This window comes from Streptomyces phaeofaciens (genome assembly GCF_014648915.1).
Classification (GTDB): Bacteria; Actinomycetota; Actinomycetes; order Streptomycetales; family Streptomycetaceae; genus Streptomyces; species Streptomyces phaeofaciens.
In genome coordinates this window covers 60,416-82,456 of the sequence record NZ_BMSA01000036.1, presented here as the reverse complement: position 1 = coordinate 82,456, position 22,041 = coordinate 60,416, and the positions used below count along the sequence as shown (strand labels likewise).

At 70.1% G+C, this 22,041-nt stretch carries 19 protein-coding genes and 1 pseudogene; 11 read left to right on the top strand and 9 right to left on the bottom strand.

Annotated features, from left to right (window positions below; genetic code table 11):
* A partial coding sequence (locus IE275_RS39690) for a substrate-binding domain-containing protein (protein WP_189717558.1) occupies positions 1-945 on the bottom strand: 945 nt, incomplete at its 3' end.
* Positions 946-1,262: 317 nt separating this feature from the next.
* Between IE275_RS39690 and IE275_RS39685 the strand changes: the two genes are divergently transcribed.
* The 4 genes from IE275_RS39685 (at position 1,263) to IE275_RS39670 (ending at position 7,331) form a co-directional block, all read left to right on the top strand.
* Entirely contained in the window at positions 1,263-2,294 is a 1,032-nt protein-coding gene (locus IE275_RS39685) for a LacI family DNA-binding transcriptional regulator (RefSeq protein WP_189717557.1), read from the top strand.
* An 838-nt stretch (positions 2,295-3,132) separates the two neighbouring features.
* Positions 3,133-5,361 (top strand): MMPL family transporter, encoded by a 2,229-nt coding sequence (locus tag IE275_RS39680; RefSeq protein ID WP_189717556.1) that lies wholly within the window; start codon positions 3,133-3,135, stop codon positions 5,359-5,361.
* A 96-nt stretch (positions 5,362-5,457) separates the two neighbouring features.
* Complete coding sequence (locus tag IE275_RS39675) at positions 5,458-6,651, top strand: sensor histidine kinase (RefSeq protein WP_189717564.1); 1,194 nt, start codon at positions 5,458-5,460, stop codon at positions 6,649-6,651.
* Entirely contained in the window at positions 6,648-7,331 is a 684-nt protein-coding gene (locus IE275_RS39670) for a response regulator transcription factor (protein ID WP_189717555.1), read from the top strand. The genes IE275_RS39675 and IE275_RS39670 overlap by 4 nt, the downstream gene beginning before the upstream one ends.
* Before the next feature lie 130 nt (positions 7,332-7,461).
* On the opposite strand, the pseudogene IE275_RS47350 reads toward IE275_RS39670, so the two are convergent.
* Positions 7,462-7,548 (bottom strand): annotated as a pseudogene (locus IE275_RS47350) (IS5/IS1182 family transposase); the annotation flags it as partial.
* Between the two features lie 19 nt (positions 7,549-7,567).
* Positions 7,568-8,218 (bottom strand): helix-turn-helix domain-containing protein, encoded by a 651-nt coding sequence (locus IE275_RS39665; RefSeq protein WP_189717554.1) that lies wholly within the window; start codon positions 8,216-8,218, stop codon positions 7,568-7,570.
* A gap of 140 nt (positions 8,219-8,358) precedes the next feature.
* On the opposite strand from IE275_RS39665, the gene IE275_RS39660 reads away from it, so the two are divergent.
* Complete coding sequence (locus IE275_RS39660; RefSeq protein ID WP_189717553.1) at positions 8,359-9,345, top strand: alpha/beta fold hydrolase; 987 nt, start codon at positions 8,359-8,361, stop codon at positions 9,343-9,345.
* Between the two features lie 70 nt (positions 9,346-9,415).
* Here the strand turns inward: IE275_RS39660 and IE275_RS39655 are convergent, their stop codons facing one another.
* The 3 genes from IE275_RS39655 to IE275_RS39645 form a co-directional block, all read right to left on the bottom strand.
* On the bottom strand, positions 9,416-9,979 hold the full coding sequence (locus IE275_RS39655) for a hypothetical protein (RefSeq protein ID WP_189717552.1): 564 nt from the start codon (positions 9,977-9,979) through the stop codon (positions 9,416-9,418).
* A gap of 659 nt (positions 9,980-10,638) precedes the next feature.
* A complete protein-coding gene (locus tag IE275_RS39650) occupies positions 10,639-11,799 on the bottom strand; it encodes a glycoside hydrolase family 113 protein (protein WP_189717551.1) in 1,161 nt (386 codons plus the stop codon).
* 195 nt (positions 11,800-11,994) lie between these two features.
* A complete protein-coding gene (locus IE275_RS39645; RefSeq protein ID WP_189717550.1) occupies positions 11,995-12,534 on the bottom strand; it encodes a hypothetical protein in 540 nt (179 codons plus the stop codon).
* Positions 12,535-12,813: 279 nt separating this feature from the next.
* Between IE275_RS39645 and IE275_RS39640 the strand changes: the two genes are divergently transcribed.
* Positions 12,814-13,380 (top strand): hypothetical protein, encoded by a 567-nt coding sequence (locus IE275_RS39640; RefSeq protein ID WP_189717549.1) that lies wholly within the window; start codon positions 12,814-12,816, stop codon positions 13,378-13,380.
* Positions 13,381-13,681: 301 nt separating this feature from the next.
* Here the strand turns inward: IE275_RS39640 and IE275_RS39635 are convergent, their stop codons facing one another.
* Entirely contained in the window at positions 13,682-14,800 is a 1,119-nt protein-coding gene (locus IE275_RS39635; protein WP_189717548.1) for a fatty acid desaturase family protein, read from the bottom strand.
* Positions 14,801-14,807: 7 nt separating this feature from the next.
* Positions 14,808-15,863, bottom strand: a complete 1,056-nt coding sequence (locus IE275_RS39630; protein WP_189717547.1) for a ferredoxin reductase — start codon at positions 15,861-15,863, stop codon at positions 14,808-14,810.
* 85 nt (positions 15,864-15,948) lie between these two features.
* Between IE275_RS39630 and IE275_RS39625 the strand changes: the two genes are divergently transcribed.
* Positions 15,949-17,088, top strand: a complete 1,140-nt coding sequence (locus IE275_RS39625) for a PucR family transcriptional regulator (RefSeq protein WP_189717546.1) — start codon at positions 15,949-15,951, stop codon at positions 17,086-17,088.
* A gap of 553 nt (positions 17,089-17,641) precedes the next feature.
* On the opposite strand, the gene IE275_RS39620 is transcribed toward IE275_RS39625, so the two are convergent.
* A complete protein-coding gene (locus IE275_RS39620; protein ID WP_229871055.1) occupies positions 17,642-18,565 on the bottom strand; it encodes a DUF11 domain-containing protein in 924 nt (307 codons plus the stop codon).
* 584 nt (positions 18,566-19,149) lie between these two features.
* Between IE275_RS39620 and IE275_RS39615 the strand changes: the two genes are divergently transcribed.
* The 4 genes from IE275_RS39615 to IE275_RS39600 all read left to right on the top strand — a co-directional run bounded on the left by IE275_RS39615 (position 19,150) and on the right by IE275_RS39600 (position 21,804).
* Positions 19,150-19,623, top strand: coding sequence for a carboxymuconolactone decarboxylase family protein (locus IE275_RS39615; protein ID WP_189717545.1), 474 nt, complete (start codon positions 19,150-19,152; stop codon positions 19,621-19,623).
* A 174-nt stretch (positions 19,624-19,797) separates the two neighbouring features.
* Entirely contained in the window at positions 19,798-20,721 is a 924-nt protein-coding gene (locus tag IE275_RS39610; RefSeq protein ID WP_189717544.1) for an RNA polymerase sigma-70 factor, read from the top strand.
* A 466-nt stretch (positions 20,722-21,187) separates the two neighbouring features.
* Positions 21,188-21,427 (top strand): hypothetical protein, encoded by a 240-nt coding sequence (locus IE275_RS39605; protein WP_189717543.1) that lies wholly within the window; start codon positions 21,188-21,190, stop codon positions 21,425-21,427.
* Positions 21,427-21,804, top strand: a complete 378-nt coding sequence (locus IE275_RS39600; protein WP_189717542.1) for a fic family toxin-antitoxin system, toxin component — start codon at positions 21,427-21,429, stop codon at positions 21,802-21,804. Before IE275_RS39605 ends, IE275_RS39600 begins: the two co-directional genes overlap by 1 nt.
* Positions 21,805-22,041: the final 237 nt, after the last annotated feature.

Here is a 22,041-nt window from a genome sequence, read left to right as displayed (position 1 = left end):
CACGGGAGCCTCGCCGCCGCCCATGTAGTTGCCGTTGTTCTTGTAGAGCCACAGCGCGTCGACCGCCAAGTAGCCCTGGAGGTAGGGCTGCTGGTCGACGGCGAACTGGATGCTGCCCTTCTCGATGGCGGAGACGAGGTCCTTGTTGAGGTCGAAGGTGGCGATCTTCGCCTTGCTGCCGGCCTCGGACACCGACTGCACCGCCGTCAGTGCGACGGGGGCGCCGAGCGTGACCACCTCGTCGATGGACTTGTCCTGGCTCAGCTTGGCGGTGATCGTCGACTTCACCGAGGGCATGTCCGTGCCGTTGACGTAGAGGATGTCGGTCGTGCCGCCGAAGGTCTTCTTCACGCCCGCGCAGCGCTCTTCGAGGTTGACGTCGCCCTGGGCCTGGATCACGCACAGCGCGTGCTTGGCCCCGGTGCCGTTGATCTTGGTGCCGAGGGCCTGGCCGGAGACCGCCTCGTCCTGCCCGAAGAACGACAGCAGGCCTTGTTCCTTCCAGACGCTCAGGCCCGCGTTGAGGCCGACCACCGGAATGCCGGCCTGCTCCGCCTTGGCGACCACGGCCTTCAGCGCGTCCGGCTTGGCGAGGGTGACCGCGATGCCGTCGACCTTCTGGTCGATCGCGTTCTGCACCAGGCCGGCCTGGTCGCCCGCGTTCTCGTCGTTGGAGTAGACGAGCTTGATGTTGTCCTTGGCGGCGGCGGCCTCGGCGCCCTTGCGGATCGTGTCCCAGAACGTGTCGCCGGACGGTGCGTGGGTGACCATCGCGATGGTCATCCGGGGAGTGTCGGCCTTGCCCGCGGAGGCGCCGGCCGCGCTCTCTTCGGCCTTCTTGCCGCCTGAGCTGCTGGAACATCCCGAGAGGGCCAGGGCGGAAGCGGCGGCCACGGCCACGACGGGGACGATTCCGCGGGAGCGGGGAAGGGATGTGCGGTTCATGCGTGCACCTCGCTGTGCATCTGAGGGGGAACGTGCGGCGGGGGCCGCCGAGCGGCCGGAGGGGACATGGGCTGGCACGCCGCCGAAGGCGGGCGCTGATCGAAACCGTGCTGCCGATGCCTTGTGGGCATCGACACCGGCATCGACATCGGCGAGCGGACGGAGTCTGTGGTCCGAGGCGTAGGTGCCGCGGTTCCTGGCTGGCTCGGTTGGAACGTCAGGACAATTTCAAGCGTTTTAAGTCCTGGTACTATCGGCCTTGTTTCGCGAGGGTGTCAAGGGTGTTGCCCGAGGAGCATTGCCGCAGGGAGGAACAATTGGACGACGGCGGTTCGGCGCGTCACCGGAATGGCACGCACAAACGCCCCAAGCTGGAGGACGTCGCCACACGGGTGGGTCTGTCCACTGCCTCGGTGTCCCTGGTCCTGCGTGGCGTGCCCGGCCCCAGTGAACGGACCCGGGAGCGAGTCCTGCGGGCGGCCGCCGATCTCGGCTACCAGGTGGATCGCACCGCCAGCACGCTGGCCAGCAGGCGCAGTCGCCTGCTCGGCGTCATGGTCGACATCCACAGTCCGTTCCACGCCGAACTCGTCGAGCATCTGCACACGGCCGCCGAGGAGGTGGGCTACGACCTCGTCCTGAGCACCCTGACCCGCACCCGCGACGAGCACACCGCCGTGGAGACACTGCTGGCGTTCCGCAGCGAGGCGCTGATCCTGCTCGGCCCGACCGCCCCGGCGGATGCGCTCGTCGCCCTCGACAACAAGGCCCCCGTCATCGCCGTCGGTCGACGGATCGCCGGAGCGGCGCTGGACGTGGTGCGTACCGCGGACGACGACGGGGTGGGTCAGATCGTGGACCACCTGACCGGCCTCGGCCATCGGGAGATCCTCTACGTCGACGGCGGCAAGGGCGTCATCGCCACCGACCGGCGCCGCGGCTACCGCACCGCGATGCGTCGCCACGGCCAGGGTGACCACGTCCGGGTGGTGGCCGGCGACCACACCGAAGGGGCCGGTGCGCGGGCGGTACGACACCTGCTCGACGGTCCCCGGTTGCCCACGGCGGTCGTGGCATTCAACGATCAGTGCGCCATCGGCGTCCTGGCCGCCCTCGCCCGCGCCGGTGTGGCCGTTCCGGGAGAGGTCTCCGTGGTCGGATACGACGACGACACGCTGTCCCGCTTGAGCTGCTTCAACCTGACCACCGTCAGTCAGAGCGCCCGCGAGCAGGCCCGGCACGCGGTGACCGCCGCCGTCGAGCGCCTCGACCGGGACCGTATCGAACCGCGTGAAGTCGTCCTCGCCCCGCACCTGGTCCTGCGGGGCACGACGGCCGCACCCGCGTGACAGGAGCCGAGAAGCGCCGCCGGGTCGGTGCGCCGGACCCCACCTGTTCGCGCCGGCGGCCCTGTCGTGAGTGCCCGCCGCAGGTCGTGGCGGCCGCTCGGCATGGTCGTGGCGGCCGCTCGGCCGGTTCGGGCCGATCAACGGCACGACGGTGACCGGACCGGCAGGTCGCTCGTATGCCGGTGTCGACGGTAACCCGACGTAGCCGAATCATCGGCACCGCGTCCGGTTCGTCACGGGAACCGACGTCGCCGTGGCAGTGCTCGCCCGCCGCGGTCCATCGCGTCATGGCCACCGAAAGCGAACCCGTGCGATCTCCGGGACGAGATCGCACCCGGGGACGAGTGACGTCCCCGCACGGGGAGCTACGCGGGCGACGAGGACTCCTTGATCGTGATCGTGGTGGCGCCCTCCACGAGTGGCCGGACGACCGCGCGTTCGTCAGGGGAGTCGCTGGGCTGGTGCAGGGTGAGGGCCAGGTCTCCGATCGCGAGTCGGACGATCGTCCCGTGACCCCCGTCAGCGGACAGCTCGCGGATGCGGGCCGGGTCAGCGCGCCGGCACCGAGTTCGGCGGGGCGGCCGATCATGTGGACGCTGCTGTGCTCGTCCACCGGGGTGGGGCCCGGCCGTTGTTCCGTGGCGGGGCAGACGATGGGCCTCGGCGAGGGCTTCGTCATACCTGTGGAGCAATTCGCTCTCCTCCTCAGGGAGGAGAGCGGCGGGGGAACCGGTGCAGGGTCAGCAGGCGGAATTGCCAACGGGGACACGATGCCCTGCGGAGCCCCTCACGACAGGCTGGCCACTTACCCGAACACCGATCTGGAGATCCGTTTCTCGTGGCTACCTTGCTCTATCGGCTGGGCCGGACCGCTTTCCGGCGGCGCTGGCTGGTGACCCTGTTGTGGGCGGTGATCCTCGGTGCGGCCGGCGCCGGCGCCGCCACGGCGCCCGCCGCCTCCGAAGACACCACCTCCGTCATGCCCGGCATCGAGGCGCAGAAGGCGTTCGACCTGATCGGCGAGCGCTTCCCCGGCTCGTCCGCCGACGGCGCCTACGCGCAGATCGTGTTCATCGCTCCGGACGGCACGAAGGTGACCGCGACCGAGGCGCGGGACGCCATCGAGACGTTCGTTTCGGATGCCGCGGACGAGGCCCAGGTCTCGAACGCCGCGAATCCGTTCGCGGCCGACGCGGTGAGCAAGGACGGTTCGACCGCCTACGCGACGGTGAACTTCAAGGTCGCGGCCTCCGATCTCACGGACGACGACAAGGCCGCCCTGGAGAAGGCCGTCGACGAGGTTCGCGACGCAGGCCTCACGGTCGAGGTCGGAGGCACGGCACTCGCCGTCCAGCCCTCCGCGGGCGGCTCCTCCGAGGCCATCGGCATCGCCCTCGCGGCCGTCGTCCTGCTCATCACCTTCGGATCGCTCGCCGCCGCGGGCCTTCCCCTGCTGACCGCCGTCATCGGCGTCGGCATCAGCATGGCCGCCATCATGGCTCTCGGCAGCACCCTGGGCCTTTCGTCGACCTCGGGAACGCTCGCCTCGATGCTCGGGCTCGCGGTCGGCATCGACTACGCCCTGTTCGTGGTCTCCCGCTACCGCGAGGAGCGCGCGGCGGGCCGCGACCCGCACGAGGCCGCCGGCACAGCCGTCGGCACGGCCGGTTCAGCGGTTGTCTTCGCCGGTCTGACCGTCGTGATCGCGCTGGCCGGGCTGTCGGTGGTCGGCGTTCCCCTGCTGACGAAGATGGGCCTGTGCGCGGCGGCCGCCGTGGTGGTGGCGGTCCTGATCGCGCTGACCCTGGTTCCCGCCCTGCTCGGCATGTGGCCCGACGCCGTGCTCTCCCGCCGCACCCGTAAGGGTGGCTCCGCCGCCCGCCGGTCCGCCGGCGAAGCGGAGAACGCCGGCACCCGGTGGGCGAGGTTCGTGCTGCGCCGGCCGGTGCCGGTGCTGGTGGCGTGCGTCGCCGGACTCGGCATCCTGGCCCTCCCCGCGACCAAGCTGGAAATGGGCATGCCGGGAGCCGAGTCCAAGCCCGTCTCGTCGACGGAACGGCGCGCCTACGACGCCCTCGCGGACGGCTTCGGCGCGGGTTTCAACGGACCGCTGACCATCGTGGCGGACGTCAAGGGCGCGGCCGACCCTCAGGCAGCCGCGAAGAAGATCGCCCAGCGGATCGGCGACACCGAAGGCGTCGTCTCCGTCTCCGCTCCCCGGTTCAACCAGGCGGACGACGCCGCGTTGTTCTCGGCGGTGCCCGCCACCGGCCCCAACGACGAGAAGACCAAGGACCTCGTCCAGACCATCCGCGCCGAGCGCGCGGACCTCGAGGACGAGACGGGGGCGACGTTCGAGGTCACCGGCAGCACAGCGATGAACATCGACGTGGCACAGGCCCTCCAGGCCGCGCTCGTTCCCTACCTCGCCGTCATCGTCGGTCTCGCCCTGCTCCTGCTGCTCGTGGTCTTCCGTTCCCTGCTCGTGCCGCTCAAGGCGGCCTTCGGGTTCCTGCTGTCGGTACTGGCCGCCCTCGGCGCGGTCGTGGCGGTGTTCCAGTGGGGCTGGGGCGCGGGACTGCTGGGGGTGGAGCAGGCCGGTCCGATCATGAGCCTGATGCCGATCTTCCTGGTGGGCATCGTCTTCGGTCTGGCGATGGACTACGAGGTGTTCCTGGTGGCCCGGATGCGGGAGGCCTACGTCCACGGCGACCGGGCGCCCCAGGCGATCGTCACCGGTTTCCGGCACAGTGCGCGGGTGGTCGTCGCCGCGGCAGCGATCATGATGGCCGTCTTCTCCGGATTCGTCGGTGCGGGTGAGTCGATGATCAAGACCATCGGTTTCGGTCTGGCCGTCGCCGTGCTGTTCGACGCCTTCGTCGTCCGCATGGCGCTCGTCCCGGCGGTACTGGCCCTCCTCGGCGACAAGGCCTGGTGGCTGCCGCGCCGGCTGGACAGGGCGTTGCCCCGGGTCGACGTGGAAGGCAGCGGGCTCACCGATCGGTCCGCTGACGGGGACGGACCCAAGAACGACGACTCCGCACCGCGGCAACCTGCCCGAATCTGACGGAGGCCGTCCCCGGCGAGTCGCGGCGCCGCGCACAGCGGCACCGTGACTCGTGCCGTGTGACCATGTCAGTCCTCGGACCCGACTCGGAGCATGATGAGCACCAGCTGGCAACGCCTGGCCACGAGCCGGCCCCAAGCCGTCGAGGCCGTGACGGCGGCTGTGTTCTTCGCCTTCACCGTCTGCGGTGTCGCGCTCACCTCGACGGTCGTCACCGATCCGCCGCCCCTGTGGCCCGGTGTCGTGCTGTCCGCCGCCGCCTGTGCCGTACTGCCCTGGCGTCGGAGCCGTTCCCCGCGCGTCTTCGCCATCACCCTCGTGTGCACCGTGGGCCAGGGAGCCCTCGGATATCTCCTCACCCCGCTGCTGATGGCGCCCCTGCTGGCCGCGCAGTACGCGATGAGTGTCCGCGGGCGGGGCGCGACCGCCTGGAAGAGCGGGCTGACGGCCGCCGCCTGCATGGTCGTCACGGGGCTGTTCCTCACCTCGCACCGTGATTCGCTGGTCCTCACCATCGTCAATCCCGCGGCCTGGGTCCTGCTGTTCGCCGCCTTCGGCGCTTACGTCCGAGTGCGGCGCGAGTACGCGGTGGCCCGTGCCGAGCACGCCGACCGCGAACGTGAGGAGGAGGCGCGCCACCGGGTGATCCAGGAACGGATGCGCATCGCCCGGGAACTGCACGACGTGGTCGCCCACCACCTCGCCCTGGCCAGTGCCCAGGCCGGCACCGCGGCCCATCTCTCCCGCACCCACCCCGATCAGGCGTTTGACATCATCGACAAGCTGGCGGAGACCACCGCCGCGGCGCTGACCGAACTCAAGGCCACCGTGGGCCTGTTGCGCCAGGACTCCGACGACACGGACGACCTGACTCCCGCACCGGGACTTGGGCAGTTGCCCGACCTGGTCGAGGCCTGCGCGACGGCCGGCCTGGTGGTGACCGTCGCCGTCGAGGGGCCGGTGCGTTCGTTGTCCCCGGGGCTGGATCTGACGGCCTACCGGATCGTCCAGGAGGCGCTGACCAACGTCACCAAGCACGCCGTCACCCGCACCGCGCTGGTCCGGCTCGCCTACACTCCGCACTATCTGACCCTGACCGTCACCAACGACGTGGGATCCGACCGGCCCGCGCCGGCGTCCGCTTCGGGACACGGTTTCGGTCTGCTCGGCATGCGCGAGCGTGCCGTGGCCGCGGGGGGCAGCTTTCACGCCGGCCCGCGCCCTCAGGGCGGCTTCGAGGTTTCCTGTGCCCTTCCGTTCGCCAGTAACGCAGAAAGCTCCGGTTCATGACCATCCGCGTCCTGCTCGCCGACGACCAGGCCCTGCTCCGCGCCACCTTCCGCATCCTCATCGAATCCGTCGCGGACATGACCGTGGTCGCGGAGGCGGCCGACGGGCAGGAGGCCATCGACCTCACGGCGACCCACCGCCCCGACGTGGTCATCATGGACATCCGCATGCCGAACGTGGACGGAGTGACGGCCACCGCCACCATCTGCTCGCGAGCGGAGCTGTCGTCGACCCGCATCCTCGTGCTCACCACCTTCGAGAACGACGAAAATGTCGCCAAGGCCCTGCGCGCCGGCGCCAGCGGCTTCCTGGGAAAGGGCGTCAGCCCCGACGTCCTGCTGTCCAGCATTCGCACCGTCGCGGCCGGCGAGGCGCTGCTCTCACCGAGTGCCACCCGTGCGCTCATCACGCGCTTTCTGGCAGCACCGGACACCGACGGTTTCCAGGTCCTGCCCGACGTCGTCAAGATCCTCACCGAACGCGAGCGTGAGGTGACCGCCCTGGCGGCGCACGGCAAGTCCAACGCGGAGATCGCCGAGCAGCTTGTCCTGAGCCCGCTGACCGTGCGCAGTCACATTCATCGGGCCATGAACAAACTCCACGCCCGTGACCGTGCCCAACTCGTCGTCATCGCCTACCAGAGCGGCCTGGTGAAAGCGCGTCCGCATCCCCCTGCCTGAGCCTGCCGCCGACACGGGGATCCGGGTCGGCGGGGTTCCTGGGACCGGGGCGGGCGACTCGCCTTGCTCGTCGGCTCAGGCGACACCTCGCAGGTGGTTGCCTGAGCCTCGGCAAGGCCACGTACCAGTAGAGCCGCGAGGCCGCTTTCGGCTCGGCCGGCAGGACCTCGCGTAGTTGCTGCCGAACGCCCGCCTTGTTCCAGTCCCGCAGCCTGCGCGCCAGGCCGTCATGGATCCTACGGCTGTGTTTCGCGGCCCGTCTGGGCGTGATTCGGCCGGCGGTTCCCTCGGCCGGTGGCCGCAGGGGTGCGTGGCCGCAGACGCTCGCCCTGGGGTCCGAACATGATCAGATACTCGACCGGTCCACCGGGCCCGGCGTTCGCCACTCCGTGCGGGGTGCGGGTGTCGAACTCGGTGACGTCCCCGGCGGTCAGGACGAGATCGTGGTCGCCGAGCGCGAGCCACAGTCGTCCGTACAGGACGCACAGCCACTCGTAGCCGTCGTGGGAGATCTGCCGGGGTCGTGCGGGCGGGCCCTCGATGGCGGGCAGGACGTGCTTGTGGGCGTGCAGGCCGCCGACGTACCGGGTCAGCGGCAGCACCGCTTTGTCGTCCCCGAAGCTCAGTGGCGCCGCGGCGCGAGGCTCGGCCGCGGGGGCGGGCGCGGTGCCGGCCAGCTCGTCCAGGGAGACGCCGTACTCCTTCGACAGCTTCAGCATGACCTCCAGGGTGGGCTTGCGCCGGCCGGTCTCGATCCGCGACAGCGTGCTCAGCGAGATGCCGGTCGCGGAGCTGGCACCGGTGAGGGTCGTGCCGTGCCGCTCGCGAGCGGCCCGCAGTCGCGGCCCCATCGCGGTCAGCGTGCCGTCCACGTCGTCGACTGCCATGGTCGTCATTCCCCCTTGCCGCACCACTCCACCGCCCTGTCCTGCGAGTTTGCCAGGTTGGCAAGGGTGATCGCGTCGGGCGGGTGTCGCGCCGCATGATCGATGGGTAGCCGCGTCCGCCGCCAACCGAGGAGATCCCCATGCAGCCCGAGCCGACCGTCGAGCTCCGCCACCGCAGCGTCGAGGCTCCGGCCGGGCGCCTGCACCTGGTCGAGCAGGGCGCCGGACCGCTGGTCCTGCTCGTGCACGGCTTCCCCGAGTCCTGGTACTCCTGGCGCCGCCAGCTCCCGGCCCTTGCCGCGGCCGGCTACCGGGCGGTGGCGATCGACGTGCGCGGCTACGGCCGCTCCTCCAAGCCCGCAGCGACCGATGCCTACCGGATGCTCGACCTGGTGGAGGACAACGTCGCCGTCGTGCACGCCCTCGCCGAGGAAAGCGCGGTGGTCGTCGGCCACGACTGGGGCGCCGGCATCGCCGCCGCCTCCGCCCTGCTCCACCCCGAGGTCTTTCGCGCCGTCGGCCTGCTGAGCGTCCCCTACGCGCCGCCCGGCGGCCCCCGCCCCACCGACGTCTTCGACCGGATCGGCGGCCCCGGGCAGGAGTTCTACGTCTCCTACTTCCAGGAGCCCGGCCGCGCCGAGGCGGAGATCGAGCCCGACGTCCGCGGTTGGCTCGCGGGCTTCTACGCGGCCCTGTCCGCCGGCACCATGCCCGCCTCCGGCGAGCCCGACCCGCACTTCGTCGCCCACGGCGGCCGGCTGCGCGACCGTTTCCCCGCGGACACTCTCCCGGCCTGGCTGACCGAGGACGACCTCGACGTCTACGCCGGAGAGTTCGAGCGCACCGGCATCACCGGCGCACTCAACCGCTACCGCAACATGGACCGCGACTGGGAAGACCTCGCCCCGTACCGCGGAGCCCCGATCAAGCAGCCGTCCCTGTTCATCGGCGGCGCCCTGGACGCCTCCACCACCTGGATGTCCGACGCCATCGATGCCTACCCCACCACCCTCCCCGGCCTGTCGGCCTCCCATGTCCTGGACGGCTGCGGCCACTGGATCCAGCAGGAGCGCCCCGACGAGGTCAACCGCCTGCTGACCGGCTGGCTCGCCACCCTCCGGGGCTGAACCGCGCGGCCACCGCGGGGTGGCTGGTTTTGGGGGCTCGTGACCAGCGGCCGTGCCTCACCGGCAGGGATCAGGAGCATGCCCTACGGGGCAAGCGGCCCACCACGGCGCGGAATCGCTCGCGACCTGCCATGACGCTCGCGTCCCACAGACCTGGAGCGTTACGGCTCAACGAGAGAGTCTGGAGCCGTTGTTCTTCGGCGAGAAAGCCGGCACCCGCCACGTTCTGGTCCAGCATCCCCATCGCGGTGAGCGCCGTATGCCCGCAGGCCACAGCGTCGTCGGCGTTTCCCGTGCCGTGGGCCAGCAGGGCATACCGCAGGCTGAGGGCAGCGAAGAAGGCGTAGGTGTCGGCGACATCGGTGATCCCTTCTTCGTTCGGCTGAAGCTCCGGGAACCGCTCCAGCCGGCGTACGCGCTCAGCGGCGTCGGCGAGCGGCCGGTCTGCGTACCAAAGATCGCGTACGGACTCCGCATAGAAGTCCACGTCGGCTTCCCGCCCAGGAGAGCTGGTCCGCAGGCCCACGAACAAGGGCGCCATGCGTTCCGCGCAGGCGGCGACATACAGGCGGACCGCTTCACCGTTCCCGTCACGCAGTGTCTCCGCGACGGCCCCCTCCACCAGCGTCTCCACGTCCCACCCTCATCCCGTTCGAACAGATCGACAGGCTACACAGCGGGCTGATGACCGCAGCTCGACGAGCGAGGCCCTTGGGGAGTTCGGATCGCCCCGGTTCCTCGGGCTGAGCCCGCGCACATTCGGCCAGTTGGTGGGGGAGCCGCGTCGAGATGTTGCGGACACGCGAGCCCGTGGCCGGCCTTGGACGCTGCCGCTGGAGGACCGGGTGCCGTCGGCGGCTGAGCGGCGGCCGACGAATCTCGTGCTCCGGAAGCCGGACCCGCGGGCCGGGGACGACCGCATGCAGGCACGCCACTGCACGGCAGAGCCGTACTGGACGCTCCAGCCTCGCGGCAACGGTGATCAGCGGCGAGGGTTCGACCACGTACAGGAGGTCCGGCCAGGCGATGACCGCCGTGACCGGCCCTTGCGGGTGGCACCCGCGGTGCGCGAGCCTCTCGGCGGCCCTGTGCCATGCGGACGGGCCCGGCCACCTCCTGCGCCTCGCGTGGCCTCCTGACCCGGGACGCCGGCTTCACCAACTACCGCCTCGCAATCCGCACGGCAACTGCGCCTGGGGCAGGGTCACCAGCGGTGCCGACAAGGGCAGGACCGGCTGGGTCGCCTACACCTACCTGATCGCCACCGCGATCAGTTCAAGGGGCGGCACCTCCTCAGCCATGGTTTCGCCGGGGCAGGGGCCTCGCCCGTCGGCCGTAGTGGCGGGCCACCGCGTGGAAGGCCTCCTTGGGTTCCCAGTGCCAGTTCGAGGCCGGGTCGTCGGGGCGGTCCTTGAGGGACTTGGTGAGGGCGTAGCTTCCGAGGTCCAGGTCGTAGCGCGGGTCGTCGGGACGGTGAGGGGCGTCGGGGGTGACGAACTCGAAGGCCATTGCCGCGTAGAGGCCCATCGACTCCAAGACCTCAAGCAGATCGACCAGGTAGGCGGCCTGAGTACGCTCGCTGCGCACCAGGTCGCCCTTGATCTCGTACGGCTCCTTGGAGTAGTCGACGACGTCCCAGCCCATGCCGCCCGCCTCAGGAGCACCGACGTAGGCGCAGGTGCCGAACTCGGTGATGGCCAGTGGCTTGCCCCAACGCAGATGGCGGCGCAGCTCACGAACGTGGTCGGAGGGCCGGCGGAAGGCCGCGTAGTAGTCGATGCCGACGACATCGAAGAGGCGCCAGTCGACCGGCTCGAACGCCTCGTCCTGGGCGGCGGCGTAGCTGAGGCGGCCGTGGAAGACGGACCGGCCGACCGCCGCCGCCCTGGCGGTGAATCGGGCCAGGCGGCGCTGCATGCCCGCGATGTCGACGCTGCCGCTCTGGAGGTTGGCGACGCGCTCCAGGACCGTCTCGCCGGGGATGATGCCCGGTACGAACAGCCAGAACTCGCAGCCCACGCTGAAGTCGACGCTCGCGCCTTGCCGGCGCAGCCGTTCGGCGAACCGGCCGCACTCGGCGATGCTGTCCAGGATCTCCTTCGGCGGGATGTCCCCGAGGGTCGGCTGGAGCCAGACGTGCAGCCCGCGTTCGGCGGCCTCGGCGGCCGTCGTGGTGAGACGGTCGACACCGTCGCCGGTGACATCGAGGGTGTCGGCGTGCAGCTCGCCACGGATCACGCGGACGTCCTCGCGCATCCGGGCGGCACTCCACGCGGTGCCGGGCGTCTCCCCGGCGCCGACGGTGTAGACGACACCCCGGTGCTTCAGCCCCCTGCGCTTCGGGGCTCGCCCGGCCGCCCCGGCCTGCCCCGCCGACAGCGTCGAGGCCGTCACGGCGACGGCCGCTGTCCCGGCCAGGAAGCGGGCCCTGCTGATCTCCTCGGTTTTCTTCATACGGCCACTGTGGCGAGGGCGGCCCCGTCGTGCCGTCGGCCGATGGTCTACGGTTCCGCAACCAAGGAATGAGGCAGAGCGTCGATCGCCGCGTCTTACCGTTCCCGACAAGGCCGTTGGACGTGGCTGGTGGGTGATCAGCCGAACAGCTCCTCCGAGGAGCGCGCGCAGGTGGCGTCTGCACCGCTGTAGTTTCTAGCTGTCCGCTTCGTACATGAACACGCTCTCCTCAGGGGCGATGCCATCGAACGGCCACAGCCTGCGCAGCGTTTGAAGTCTTTCTACGGGCGGTGGCGGCGGTTCAGCGCGCAGATAGGCGCCGAGGCAGGCGATGGCGTCGGCGCACAGCAGCATGATGTCAACCCGCCTCTCCTGGCTCGTTCTTGTGTCCTCAGGCGGCGAGAGAGGCATGAGAAGGGTATTTTCCCGCACCCGACTACGGAGGGCGGCATCGGGAACGCGCTGCATCAGGACCTGCACATGCAGAACACGCTCATGAAGCAGTAGCTGGCGGGCCTCGTCCAGGGGGCCGGCTCGTCGAGCATCACGCTGGACCTCAAGCAACTCCGCCAGCGCCGCCTCGACCGCTGTGGACGCGAGAACCTGCTGACGCTCCTCACGCGCACGAACCGCTTGCTGGCGCTGAGCGATGGCGGACGACCAGATTGACAGTCCTCCTCCGACGCCAGTGCCGACCAGGCCGAACGCTGCCCCTACCCATACCGATGCGTCCATGCCGGCATCGTGATCGAGAGCGGCACGGAAGGGAAGAAGCCGGCACTCGAGTCAGTGTCGTCGCGTACCACCAGGAACCGAAGAAGTGTGATCGATCAACACTGCGACCTGCGACGTAGCTGTCGATGGGGGTCACCGTCGGTCGTCGTTGAACACCCGCCGACGGCCCCGAGACGCCCCGGAAGGTGGCTCGACGTGTGGACAGATGGCGGTCCCTCGACATTGGATCCCCGTGTACCTCAGCATGATGAAGCTCCGTTTGCAGCAACTGGGGGATCAATGGAAAGCGGCACGATCGCGCTGTTCGCTGCGGTTGTCGGCGTGGCGGGAACCCTACTTGCACCTGTTCTCTCCCACCGACTCGTTGCACGAGTGCAGAGAGAACAGTTCGAACGGCAGCAGCAGATCGCGCACAGCCAATGGCTGCGCGACCAGAACCGCGCCGAACTCGCACAGAGGCGTACGTGCTACGCGGCAACCAATGCCGCTTACCGCCATTACCGACTGCAGCTCACGAAATTCCTGTACCACGTGAACCGAGGAGACGTCACCGAAGCTGTGCGCGAGGAACTGGAGGTAGCGCGGCATTCGCACCACGCTGCGTATGCCGAGGCGCAGATGGTCGCATCCGCCGCAGTGTTACGCGAGTTGGACGTCGTCGCGAAGGCACTTTCCGAGGGCTACCGGAAGACCAAGTGTCTGGAGGAAGGCAGTCCAGTCCCGACCGGATCCTTCGAAGAGATCCATGCGGAACTACATCAGCTCCGGGAGTTGTGGGAGTTGATGCGAGACATGATGCGCCGAGATCTCGGTATCGACGACCATGCAAACGGCCCAGTCCCATAATCAAACGGCGAAGGACACACGGGGGTGAGCACGGTCACCGACCCGTGACGACAGTGTCCCGGGCCGGGTGACGTCAGGACTGACATCAACGGCGGCGGACGCGGGCAGACAGCGACCGCCCTTTACGAGCTGGCGTGCGGTCACCGAGAGCGACACCGGCGTGCGCGTACTGCGACGACACCGGGCTGCCCGGATCCCGTGTCGTACCGTCCGATGTCGCGGCCGCCCTCCGTCCGCAAACGGATCCCACCGTACCGGCGGTGCCGTCGGTACGGTGAGACATCTGAACCGATACCGGGAATCAGGCCGCGACGAGCTCCTGTTCGCGGTCCGGCGTCTTGATCTTGGGCTTCTTGTTCGGCAGCGAGAGCCGGACGACCTTTCGCCACGCGGAGAACACCTGCTTGGGCAGCGGCCCGGTGACGTACTCCAGCTCGTACTTCTCGAACAGCGCGCGCACCTTCACCGCGACCTCGGCGTACCGGTTGCTCGGCAGGTCCGGGAACAGGTGGTGCTCGATCTGGTGCGACAGGTTGCCGGTCATGAAGTGCATGGCCTTGCTGCCGCTGATGTTCGCCGAGCCCATCATCTGGCGCAGGTACCACTGGCCGCGCGTCTCGCCCTTGATCGACCGGCGCTCGAAGACCTGCACGCCCTCGGGGAAGTGCCCGCACATGATCACCGAGTGGGACCAGATGTTGCGGACCAGGTTCGCGGTGAACGTGGCGGCGAGCGTGGTGAGGAACGACGGGCCCGAGAGCAGCGGGTGGATCACGTAGTCCTTGAGGACCTGCTTGCGGATCTTGCGGCCCACGGCCTTGGCCCGCGCGCGGAACTCCGGGTTCTTGCGGCGGCGCTTGCTCAGGTTCCTGCCGAGTTCCAGGTCGTACGCTGCGATGCCGTACTCGAAGAAGCAGGCGTTGATGAAGTTCCACAGCGGCTGGCCGAGGTGGAACGGGTGCCACCTCTGGTCCTCGTCGACGCGCATGATGCCGTAGCCGAGGTCGTTGTCCTTGCCGATCACGTTGGTGTACGTGTGGTGCAGCTCGTTGTGCGAGTGCTTCCACTGGTCGGACGGCGAGACGTGATCCCATTCCCAGGTGGTGGAGTGGATCTTCGGGTCCCGCATCCAGTCCCACTGGCCGTGCAGGACGTTGTGGCCGATCTCCATGTTGTCCATGATCTTCGCCACGGACAGCCCGGCGGTGCCGATCAGCCACGCGGGCGGGAAGAACGAGAACAGCAGCACACCCCTGCTGACCAGCTCCAGCTTGCGCTGCGCCGAGATGACCTTGCGGATGTAGGCGGCGTCCTTCTCGCCACGGCTGGCGATCACCTCGTCGCGGATCGCGTCCAGCTCGCGGCCGAGTTCCTCGATCTGCTCCGCGGTGAGGTGGGCGGTGGGGTCGATGGCGGTCAAGGTGCTCCTACCGTTCGATGTCGCAGGGGCCCGCCGCGGCGGACACGCAGGTCTGGATGAGGACGCCCGGCTCGGCCTCGGTGATCTCGCCGGTGCGCAGGTCGCGGACAGCACCCGCCTTGAGCGGCGTGATGCAGCCGAAGCAGATGCCCATGCGACACCCGGAGGGCATGAGCACGCCGGCCTCCTCGCCGACGTCCAGCAACGGCGTGGCGCCGTCCGCGTCGACGGTCTTGCCGGTCGTGCTGAACGTCACCTCGCCGCCGTCGCCGGCGACGACGATGCTGGGGCGGAAGCGTTCGGTGTGCAGGCGCTCCTGGACGCCGTGCTCCGTCCAGTGCTCTTCGGCGGCGTCGAGCAGGCCCGCGGGCCCACAGGCCCAGGTCTCGCGCTCGGCCCAGTCGGGCACGAGGTCGTCGAGACGGGCGATGTCGAGCATGCCGTCCGTGTCGGTGTGCACCTCGGTGAGCCGCAGCTTCTTGTCCGCGACCAGGTCGTGCAGTTCGCTGCGGAAGATCACGTCGTGCGGCTGCGGCGCGCAGTGGACCATGACGACGTCATCGAATTCGGTGTCGCGCAGCATGCCCATCACGGGCGTGATGCCGCTGCCGGCCGTCAGGTAGAGCACCTTGGCGGGCTTGGCCTGCGGCAGCACGAAGTCACCGGTCGCCTGGTCGAGCTGGATCAGCGTGCCCGGCTTCGCCTCGCGGACCAGGTGGTTGCTGACCTTGCCGTCCGGGATCGCCTTCACGGTGATCGTGACGCGGCCGTCCTGGCGGTTTGTCGGCGAGGTGATGGAGTAGGCACGCCACAGGCGCACCCCGTCGACGTCGACGCCGATCCGCACGTACTGACCGGCTGCGTGGCCGCGCCAGCCCCGTCCCGGTCTGATCACGATGCTCGCTGCGTCACCCGTCTCGGGGTGCACGGCCTCGATGCGCCCCCGCAGGTCGGCGCCCGCACGCAGCGGGCTGACCAGGTCGAGGTAGTCCGACGGCAGCAGCGGCGTCGTGACCATCTCCAGCAGTTTCCACGCCCTGCTGCGGAGGGCTGTACTCGTCATGGCTCCAGCTTGCTGTGCCTCAGGGCGTAAAGTCCTGACCACAGGACGTAAATCTGGTCGGCTGAATTGTTCGCAGGGAATAAAAGTGAGCCATGTGATCCAGAGGGCCAGCGAACTGGCCCTGGATGAGAAGATAGTCGCCGTACTTCGGGCTGCGCTGAAGGCCACCGCCGACGAGGTCGTCGAGGCGATCATCGACGAGGTCCCTCCGTACGCCAACGCCCTTTCGGGGCACATGGGCGCCACCATCCGCCGAGCCGTCCGCACCGCCCTGGGGCACTATCTGGACCTCGCGAGCGGGAGCGCCACGGGCGGCGACGGCGGTGACGCGGCCTACGAGCTGGGCCGCGGCGAGGTCCGCGACGGCCGTTCGATGGACGCCCTGCTCAGCGCCTACCGCGTCGGCGCCCGCGTGGCCTGGCGATGCCTGGCAGCGGGTGCCGTACCCGCAGGTCTGCCCGCCGCCGAGGTCGCCAAGTTCGCCGAGCTGACCTTCGCCTACATCGACGAGCTCTCCGCCGCGAGCGCCGCGGGCCACGCCGACGAACTGGCCGCCCGGGGCAGGGATCACGAGCGCCATCTGGAGCACCTGGCCCGCGACCTCGTCGCCGGCGCGAGCCCTGATGCGCTGCTGGTCTCTGTTCAACGGGCCGGATGGCAGCCTCCGGTTTCACTGACCGCGGTCCTGCTGCCCGCCGCCCAGGCCCGGCCTGCCTACCGCGCGCTCGACCCGAGCACCCTCGTCCTCGACGATCTGCCGGACGCCACCGGTGTGCTGCTCGTCCCCGACGCCGACCGATCACACCTCTTGCGGCAGCTGACCGACCGCACCGCCGTCGTCGGCCCGGCCCGGCCATGGACGCGTGCGTCCGCCTCGTACGCACGAGCCGTACGCGCGCGCACCCTCTCCTCCGACATTCGCGACACCGAGGACCACCTGCCCGAGCTGGTGCTGAGCGCCGACGCGGACGCGTTCGCGGACCTGCGTGCCCGAGCCCTCGCACCGTTGCGGACCGTGCCCGTCGCGACCGCACGGCGGCTGGAGGAGACCTTGCGGGAGTGGCTGCTGCACCAGGGCAGGCGGGACGAGGTGGCGGCGGCGCTGTTCGTCCATCCCCAGACCGTCCGGTACCGGATGTCGCAACTGCGGGAGCTGTTCCCGGATCTCGCATCGCCCCACCGGGTCCTTGAACTGACGCTGGCGGTGGGGCTTCGGGGCAGCTGACGCGTAGTACTTCGACCGTCCACGACCGCTTCCGCGAGGGGTCCGGGAATCGTGCCTCGTTCGCGGTGCCATCAGCTGGCTCATGCGGCCCAGGCAAGAGCGCCAATCGCCAACTGAGACCGGGGGTTGACGTGCGCCAACTGAGACCGGGGGTTGACGTGAAGACCCGGACAAGGCCTCCGGTAGTCCGTCGGGGGTCCAGCCCCAGGCCGACGGTCTCGCACAGCCGTCGCACCAGCTCCTCCCCGAGCAGGGTCGGCATCTCGTGCGGTCCGTCCGCCGTGGCCGGCCGGTCTCCCATGTCAGTAGTGGCGGGCCGGCCCCAGACCGCGACCCTTACGGCCGTGGCGACCGTCGTCACGCCCGAAGGCGTCCTGCTCGCCGCCGACGGCCCGGCCCGGCCAACATCGACACCACCACGGTGAACGCCCCGTCGAACAACCACTGCGGGCACGGCTGGCCGGCACCGACCGGCCGCAGGCCGACCGTGCGGCCGGTTGACGCGACCCCGGGGCGGCCCGGTGTACAGGGGCCGCCCCGTTGTGGGTGGGGGTCAGGGGCAGGTGGCGAGGAAGACGGAGATGACGCGGCAGCCGGCACTGGCGCTGTCGTTGGCCGCGTTCGGATCGCCGGGGGCGGAGGCGGTCCGGGTGGCGGTGACGTCGACCCTGCCCAGGGCGAGGACGCTCATCGGCAGCCGGAACGTGGACACGGCGTTGCCGCCGTCGGCGATGGCCCCGTACGTGCAGGTCACGCTGCCGGGGCTGGAGGTGCAGCCGGGCGACAGACGGGTCGCGGTCCTCCCGGCGGGCAGAACCGCAGTCAGGGTGGCCGAAGTGACCGCACTGGGGCCGGTGTTGCGGAGGGTGGCGGTGTAGGACAGGTAGGGCACCAGGAGGCCCAGATGCGGCCGAGCGGTCAGGCTCACGCCGAGGTCGGCCGAGGGCGGCACGGTGACCGAGATGATGGGGCCGTTCTCTGTGGCTTCACCACCGTCGGGGGTGCTGAAGAGCTGGTAGCGCAGGAGGAACGTGCCTGCCGGGGTGCCGGGGTTGATGCGCAGGGTGATCGAGCCGCTGAACGGGTCGCCGGCGTTCAGGTCGCCGAGCGGCACCCGTGGACCCAGGGAGGGCTGGTTGACGCAGGGGCCGGTGTTGCCGGTGCACGACTCGATGGTGGTGAACGTGTCGAGCGTGCCCAGGGCCGGGGGGTTCGCACCCGCGTAGAAGTTGAAGCCGGCGTCACGGCGGGCGAAATCCGAGGTGCCGGTGAAGCTGATCGTGAAGGTGTCGCCGGCGGCGACGGTGGAGGAGGAGACGCTGATGGACGAGGAGGCATGCGCGGGTGCCGCCGCGAACAGCACGCCCGCCGTCGTGAGCAGGAAGGCAGCGCCCAAGGCCCGCAGCCGGTTCGGCCACCGGCGGCGCGGACGCCGGAGCACGAACCGGTCCGACCCGCCCGTCACGGCACGTCGCACGGGGGCAGGACAGCGCTTGAGGTGTCGCATGGGGACCTCTCCGTTATCAGGGCCGCAGACCCCGGCGATCCGGAGCGGCCCATACGGCTGCGAGCGGCTCACCGGCGGGCGGAACGGCTCCGGCAACGGCGCGAGCCCGAACGCACGCCCGTCGAGATCAGGCTGGCACGGTGCCGCACCACCTGCACGGCGCGAAGGCCGGACGGGTTACGCCGCGAGACCGTCATCGGCGGGCGGCCCGTGGAGGTCCGTGACCCGGTCATGCCGGCGGACGCCTACACCCTGTCGTACCGTCCCCCGGCGACATCGTCGTATGCCCGGTATCGGTGGGCCGCTCGGCACGAACATCTTGGAGCTGCCCACCAGGCGGACGGCGGCGAATACTCCGGCGACGATCCACGGCGCGTCGTTCACATCAACTTCCTGATCGAGGGCTTCCGCGCCCGGGACGAGGCAGTGACTCGGCCTGTGACATGCCCGAACCCTGGCAGCGGAGAGACATGGGTCACACCGCGCCATGTCACAGGCGTGAGGGCCGCCTCGTCTCGGGAGTGAAGGCATCGACGAACGTGGAGGAGCACACGATGGACGCGCGACTGAACTACTTCGCCAACCCGACCGCCGGCAAGGCCCTCAAGTACCTCATGTCGGCCGGCCGGGAGCTGAAGGCCTTGCCGCTGTCGGCCACGACGCAGGAGTTGGTGGCGCTGCGCGTGAGCCAGATCAACGGTTGCGCGGTCTGCATCGACATGCACACCAAGGAAGCCGCCGCGGCCGGGGAGAGCCCGGTGCGGCTGAACCTGATCGCGGCCTGGCGGGAAGCAACGGTGTTCACCGAGGCTGAACGCGCCGCGCTCGCTCTGGCGGAGCAGGGGACCCGGGTCGCGGACGCCGCCACCGGGGTCAGTGACGAGGTGTGGGAGCGCGCCGCCCGGCACTACGACGAGGAGCAGCTCACGGCCCTCGTACTGCTGGTCTCGTTCATGAACGCGGTGAACCGGCTGAACATCATCACCCAGCAGCCGGCCGGCGAATACCAGGTCGGCCAGTTCCACTGAACCGCCCCCGCTGCCCGGCCCGGGTCGGGCCTGGGGCCGGGACGCCATGGCCAAGGCCGTCGGGCCGGTCGCGGTGCGAGCGTTGTCCGCTCCGCTCACACATCGGATGATCTTCGAAAGGCGCCTCGTCGGCGCGGGTCCGGCCGGGCATTCAGACCGCAAGGGGGAGTCGGCGTGAGCAAGGTCGAGGAGTTCGAGGAGCTGCGGCCGCTGCTGTTCTCGATCGCGTACCGGATCCTGGGCAGCGTGGGCGAGGCGGAGGACGCGGTGCAGGAGACCTGGCTCCGCTACGACGCCTCGACCACCCGGCCGGTGTCGGTCAAGGCGTTCCTGTCGGCCACGGTGACCCGGATCGCCATCGACGTGCTGCGCTCCGCACGGGTGCGTCGGGAGGAGTACGTCGGACCGTGGCTGCCCGAGCCGCTGCTGGACGATCCGTACGGGGACCCGGCCCGCGCGGCGGAGCTGGCCGACTCGGTGTCGATGGCGGCGCTGCTGCTCCTGGAGCGGCTCAGCCCGCTGGAGCGGTCGGTGTTCGTGCTGCGGGAGGTCTTCGCCTTCGGCTTCGACGAGATCGCCGAGGCGGTGGGACGCTCGGAGCCTGCGTGCCGACAGCTGCTCGTACGGGCACGCCGCCACATGAACGAGGGACGGCCCCGGTTCGCAGCGGACCGCCGGGAGAGGCAGGAGCTGGCCAGACGGTTCTTCGAGGCTCTGGCGCAGGGAGACGTGGACGGACTGCGGAGTCTGCTGTCGGCCGATGCCCAGCTCGTCGGGGACGGCGGTGGCAAGGCCCCGCAACTGGCCAGGGCCGTCGCCGGCGCCGAGAACGTGGCCAGGCTGCTCGCCACCGTCTACCCGCTGATGGCACGGGTCGGCATCACGTTCGAACCGCACCAGGTCAACGGCCAGCCGGGCGCGCTCTTCCGTGACCGCGACGGCGGGGTCCTCCACATCCTCGCCCTCGACGTGCTCGACGGGCGGATCCAGACCATCCGCTCGGTCATCAACCCCGACAAGCTCGGCCACCTCGGCCCGGTCGCCGACGCCTGGGCCGTCGACCGGGAAGTGAAGCAGACCCGCAAGCAGACGCGGTGACCTCCCAACCAGCCCTGACAGGGCAGGACCGGACGATCAGGCAGCCGGTCGGGTCGGTGTCGTTCAGGACCAGATGCGCGGCGTCCACTCCCTGGACCGAGACGACCCGGACCCTGCCGGAGCCCGTGAGCAGGTTCTCCCACAGGGGCATGTCGCTGCCATCGCTGCTGGTGAAGGAGATGGGGTGGGCTCGATGACCGCGACGGGGGCGGAGAGGGCGTGTGTCTGAGGTCCATCGCCGCGTACCGCACCCGCACGGTTGTCGTCGACTCCCACGGTCCGCTCACACTCCGGCTCCCGGGCCGCTGTCTCCAACGTCACCGGCAGCCCGAAAACCGCACAGCGCGCCCGCCGGCTCGCCGACGGCCACGCCCGCCTGGTTGCCGCGTTCTTCACGGGCGACGGGACGGACAGTGACGCCTATCCTGCTGTCTCCGTTCGCGGTAACAGCTGTTACCATGCGTGTATGGCGAAGACACAGCTGGGCGCACGGGTGGACGAGGACGTGGCGGAGCTCGCGAGGAAGCGTGCCGCCGACCTCGGGCTGAGCATCGGGGACTACCTCGCCCGGCTCGTGCAGGACGACGCCAGCGGCCTGCGTGTCCGCGCGGTGGACGCGGCAGCCCGTTTCCTGGCCGAGCACCAGTCGGTCTTCGATGACGCCGAGGACGCCCAGCAGGCGCCGCAAGGGTCGCGCGCTGCCTGATGAACCTGCACATCGACGTTCCCTGGATCCTGCAGGTCGCCGAGGCCGCCGGAGCGGACGATCCGGCCCCCGACGACTACGGTGTGCCCGTGTCGGCGGTCGCCCGCCACCGCGCGGAACTGTTCGAGCAGCCCGTCTACGAGGGCCCCTATGCCAAGGCCGCTGCCCTGGTGCACACGCTGGGCCGGTGCCGCTGGCTGGAGCGCTCCAACATGGCCGTCGCGGCGGCGACCGGCGTCATGTACCTCGAAGCCGCGGGCATTCCCGTCAAGCCCGCCCGCGAGGACGCCGTCGCTCTCAAGGACCTGCTCCTCGACCCCGCCTGTACCGCCGGGAAGATCGCCGCCCTGCTGCGAAGCTGGCCCACCGCCACCTGAAGCCACGCGGTGCCCCGCCCCGTACGCCGGGGCGGGACTCGCTGTGCCGAGACGCCGACCACCGTCACCCCCACGACGAGCGGCGGGTCTTTCGGCCGACCGGGAACGGTAGGTCGCGAGGCCCCCGCAAGCAGTGACTCCCATGCTGCGTCAGATCCCGTGACCGTGACGTTCCGCGAGGAGTGGTGCGTCTCGGAGCATCCTCCAGAGCGCCCGGCGTCAGGCTTTCGGGCGGTC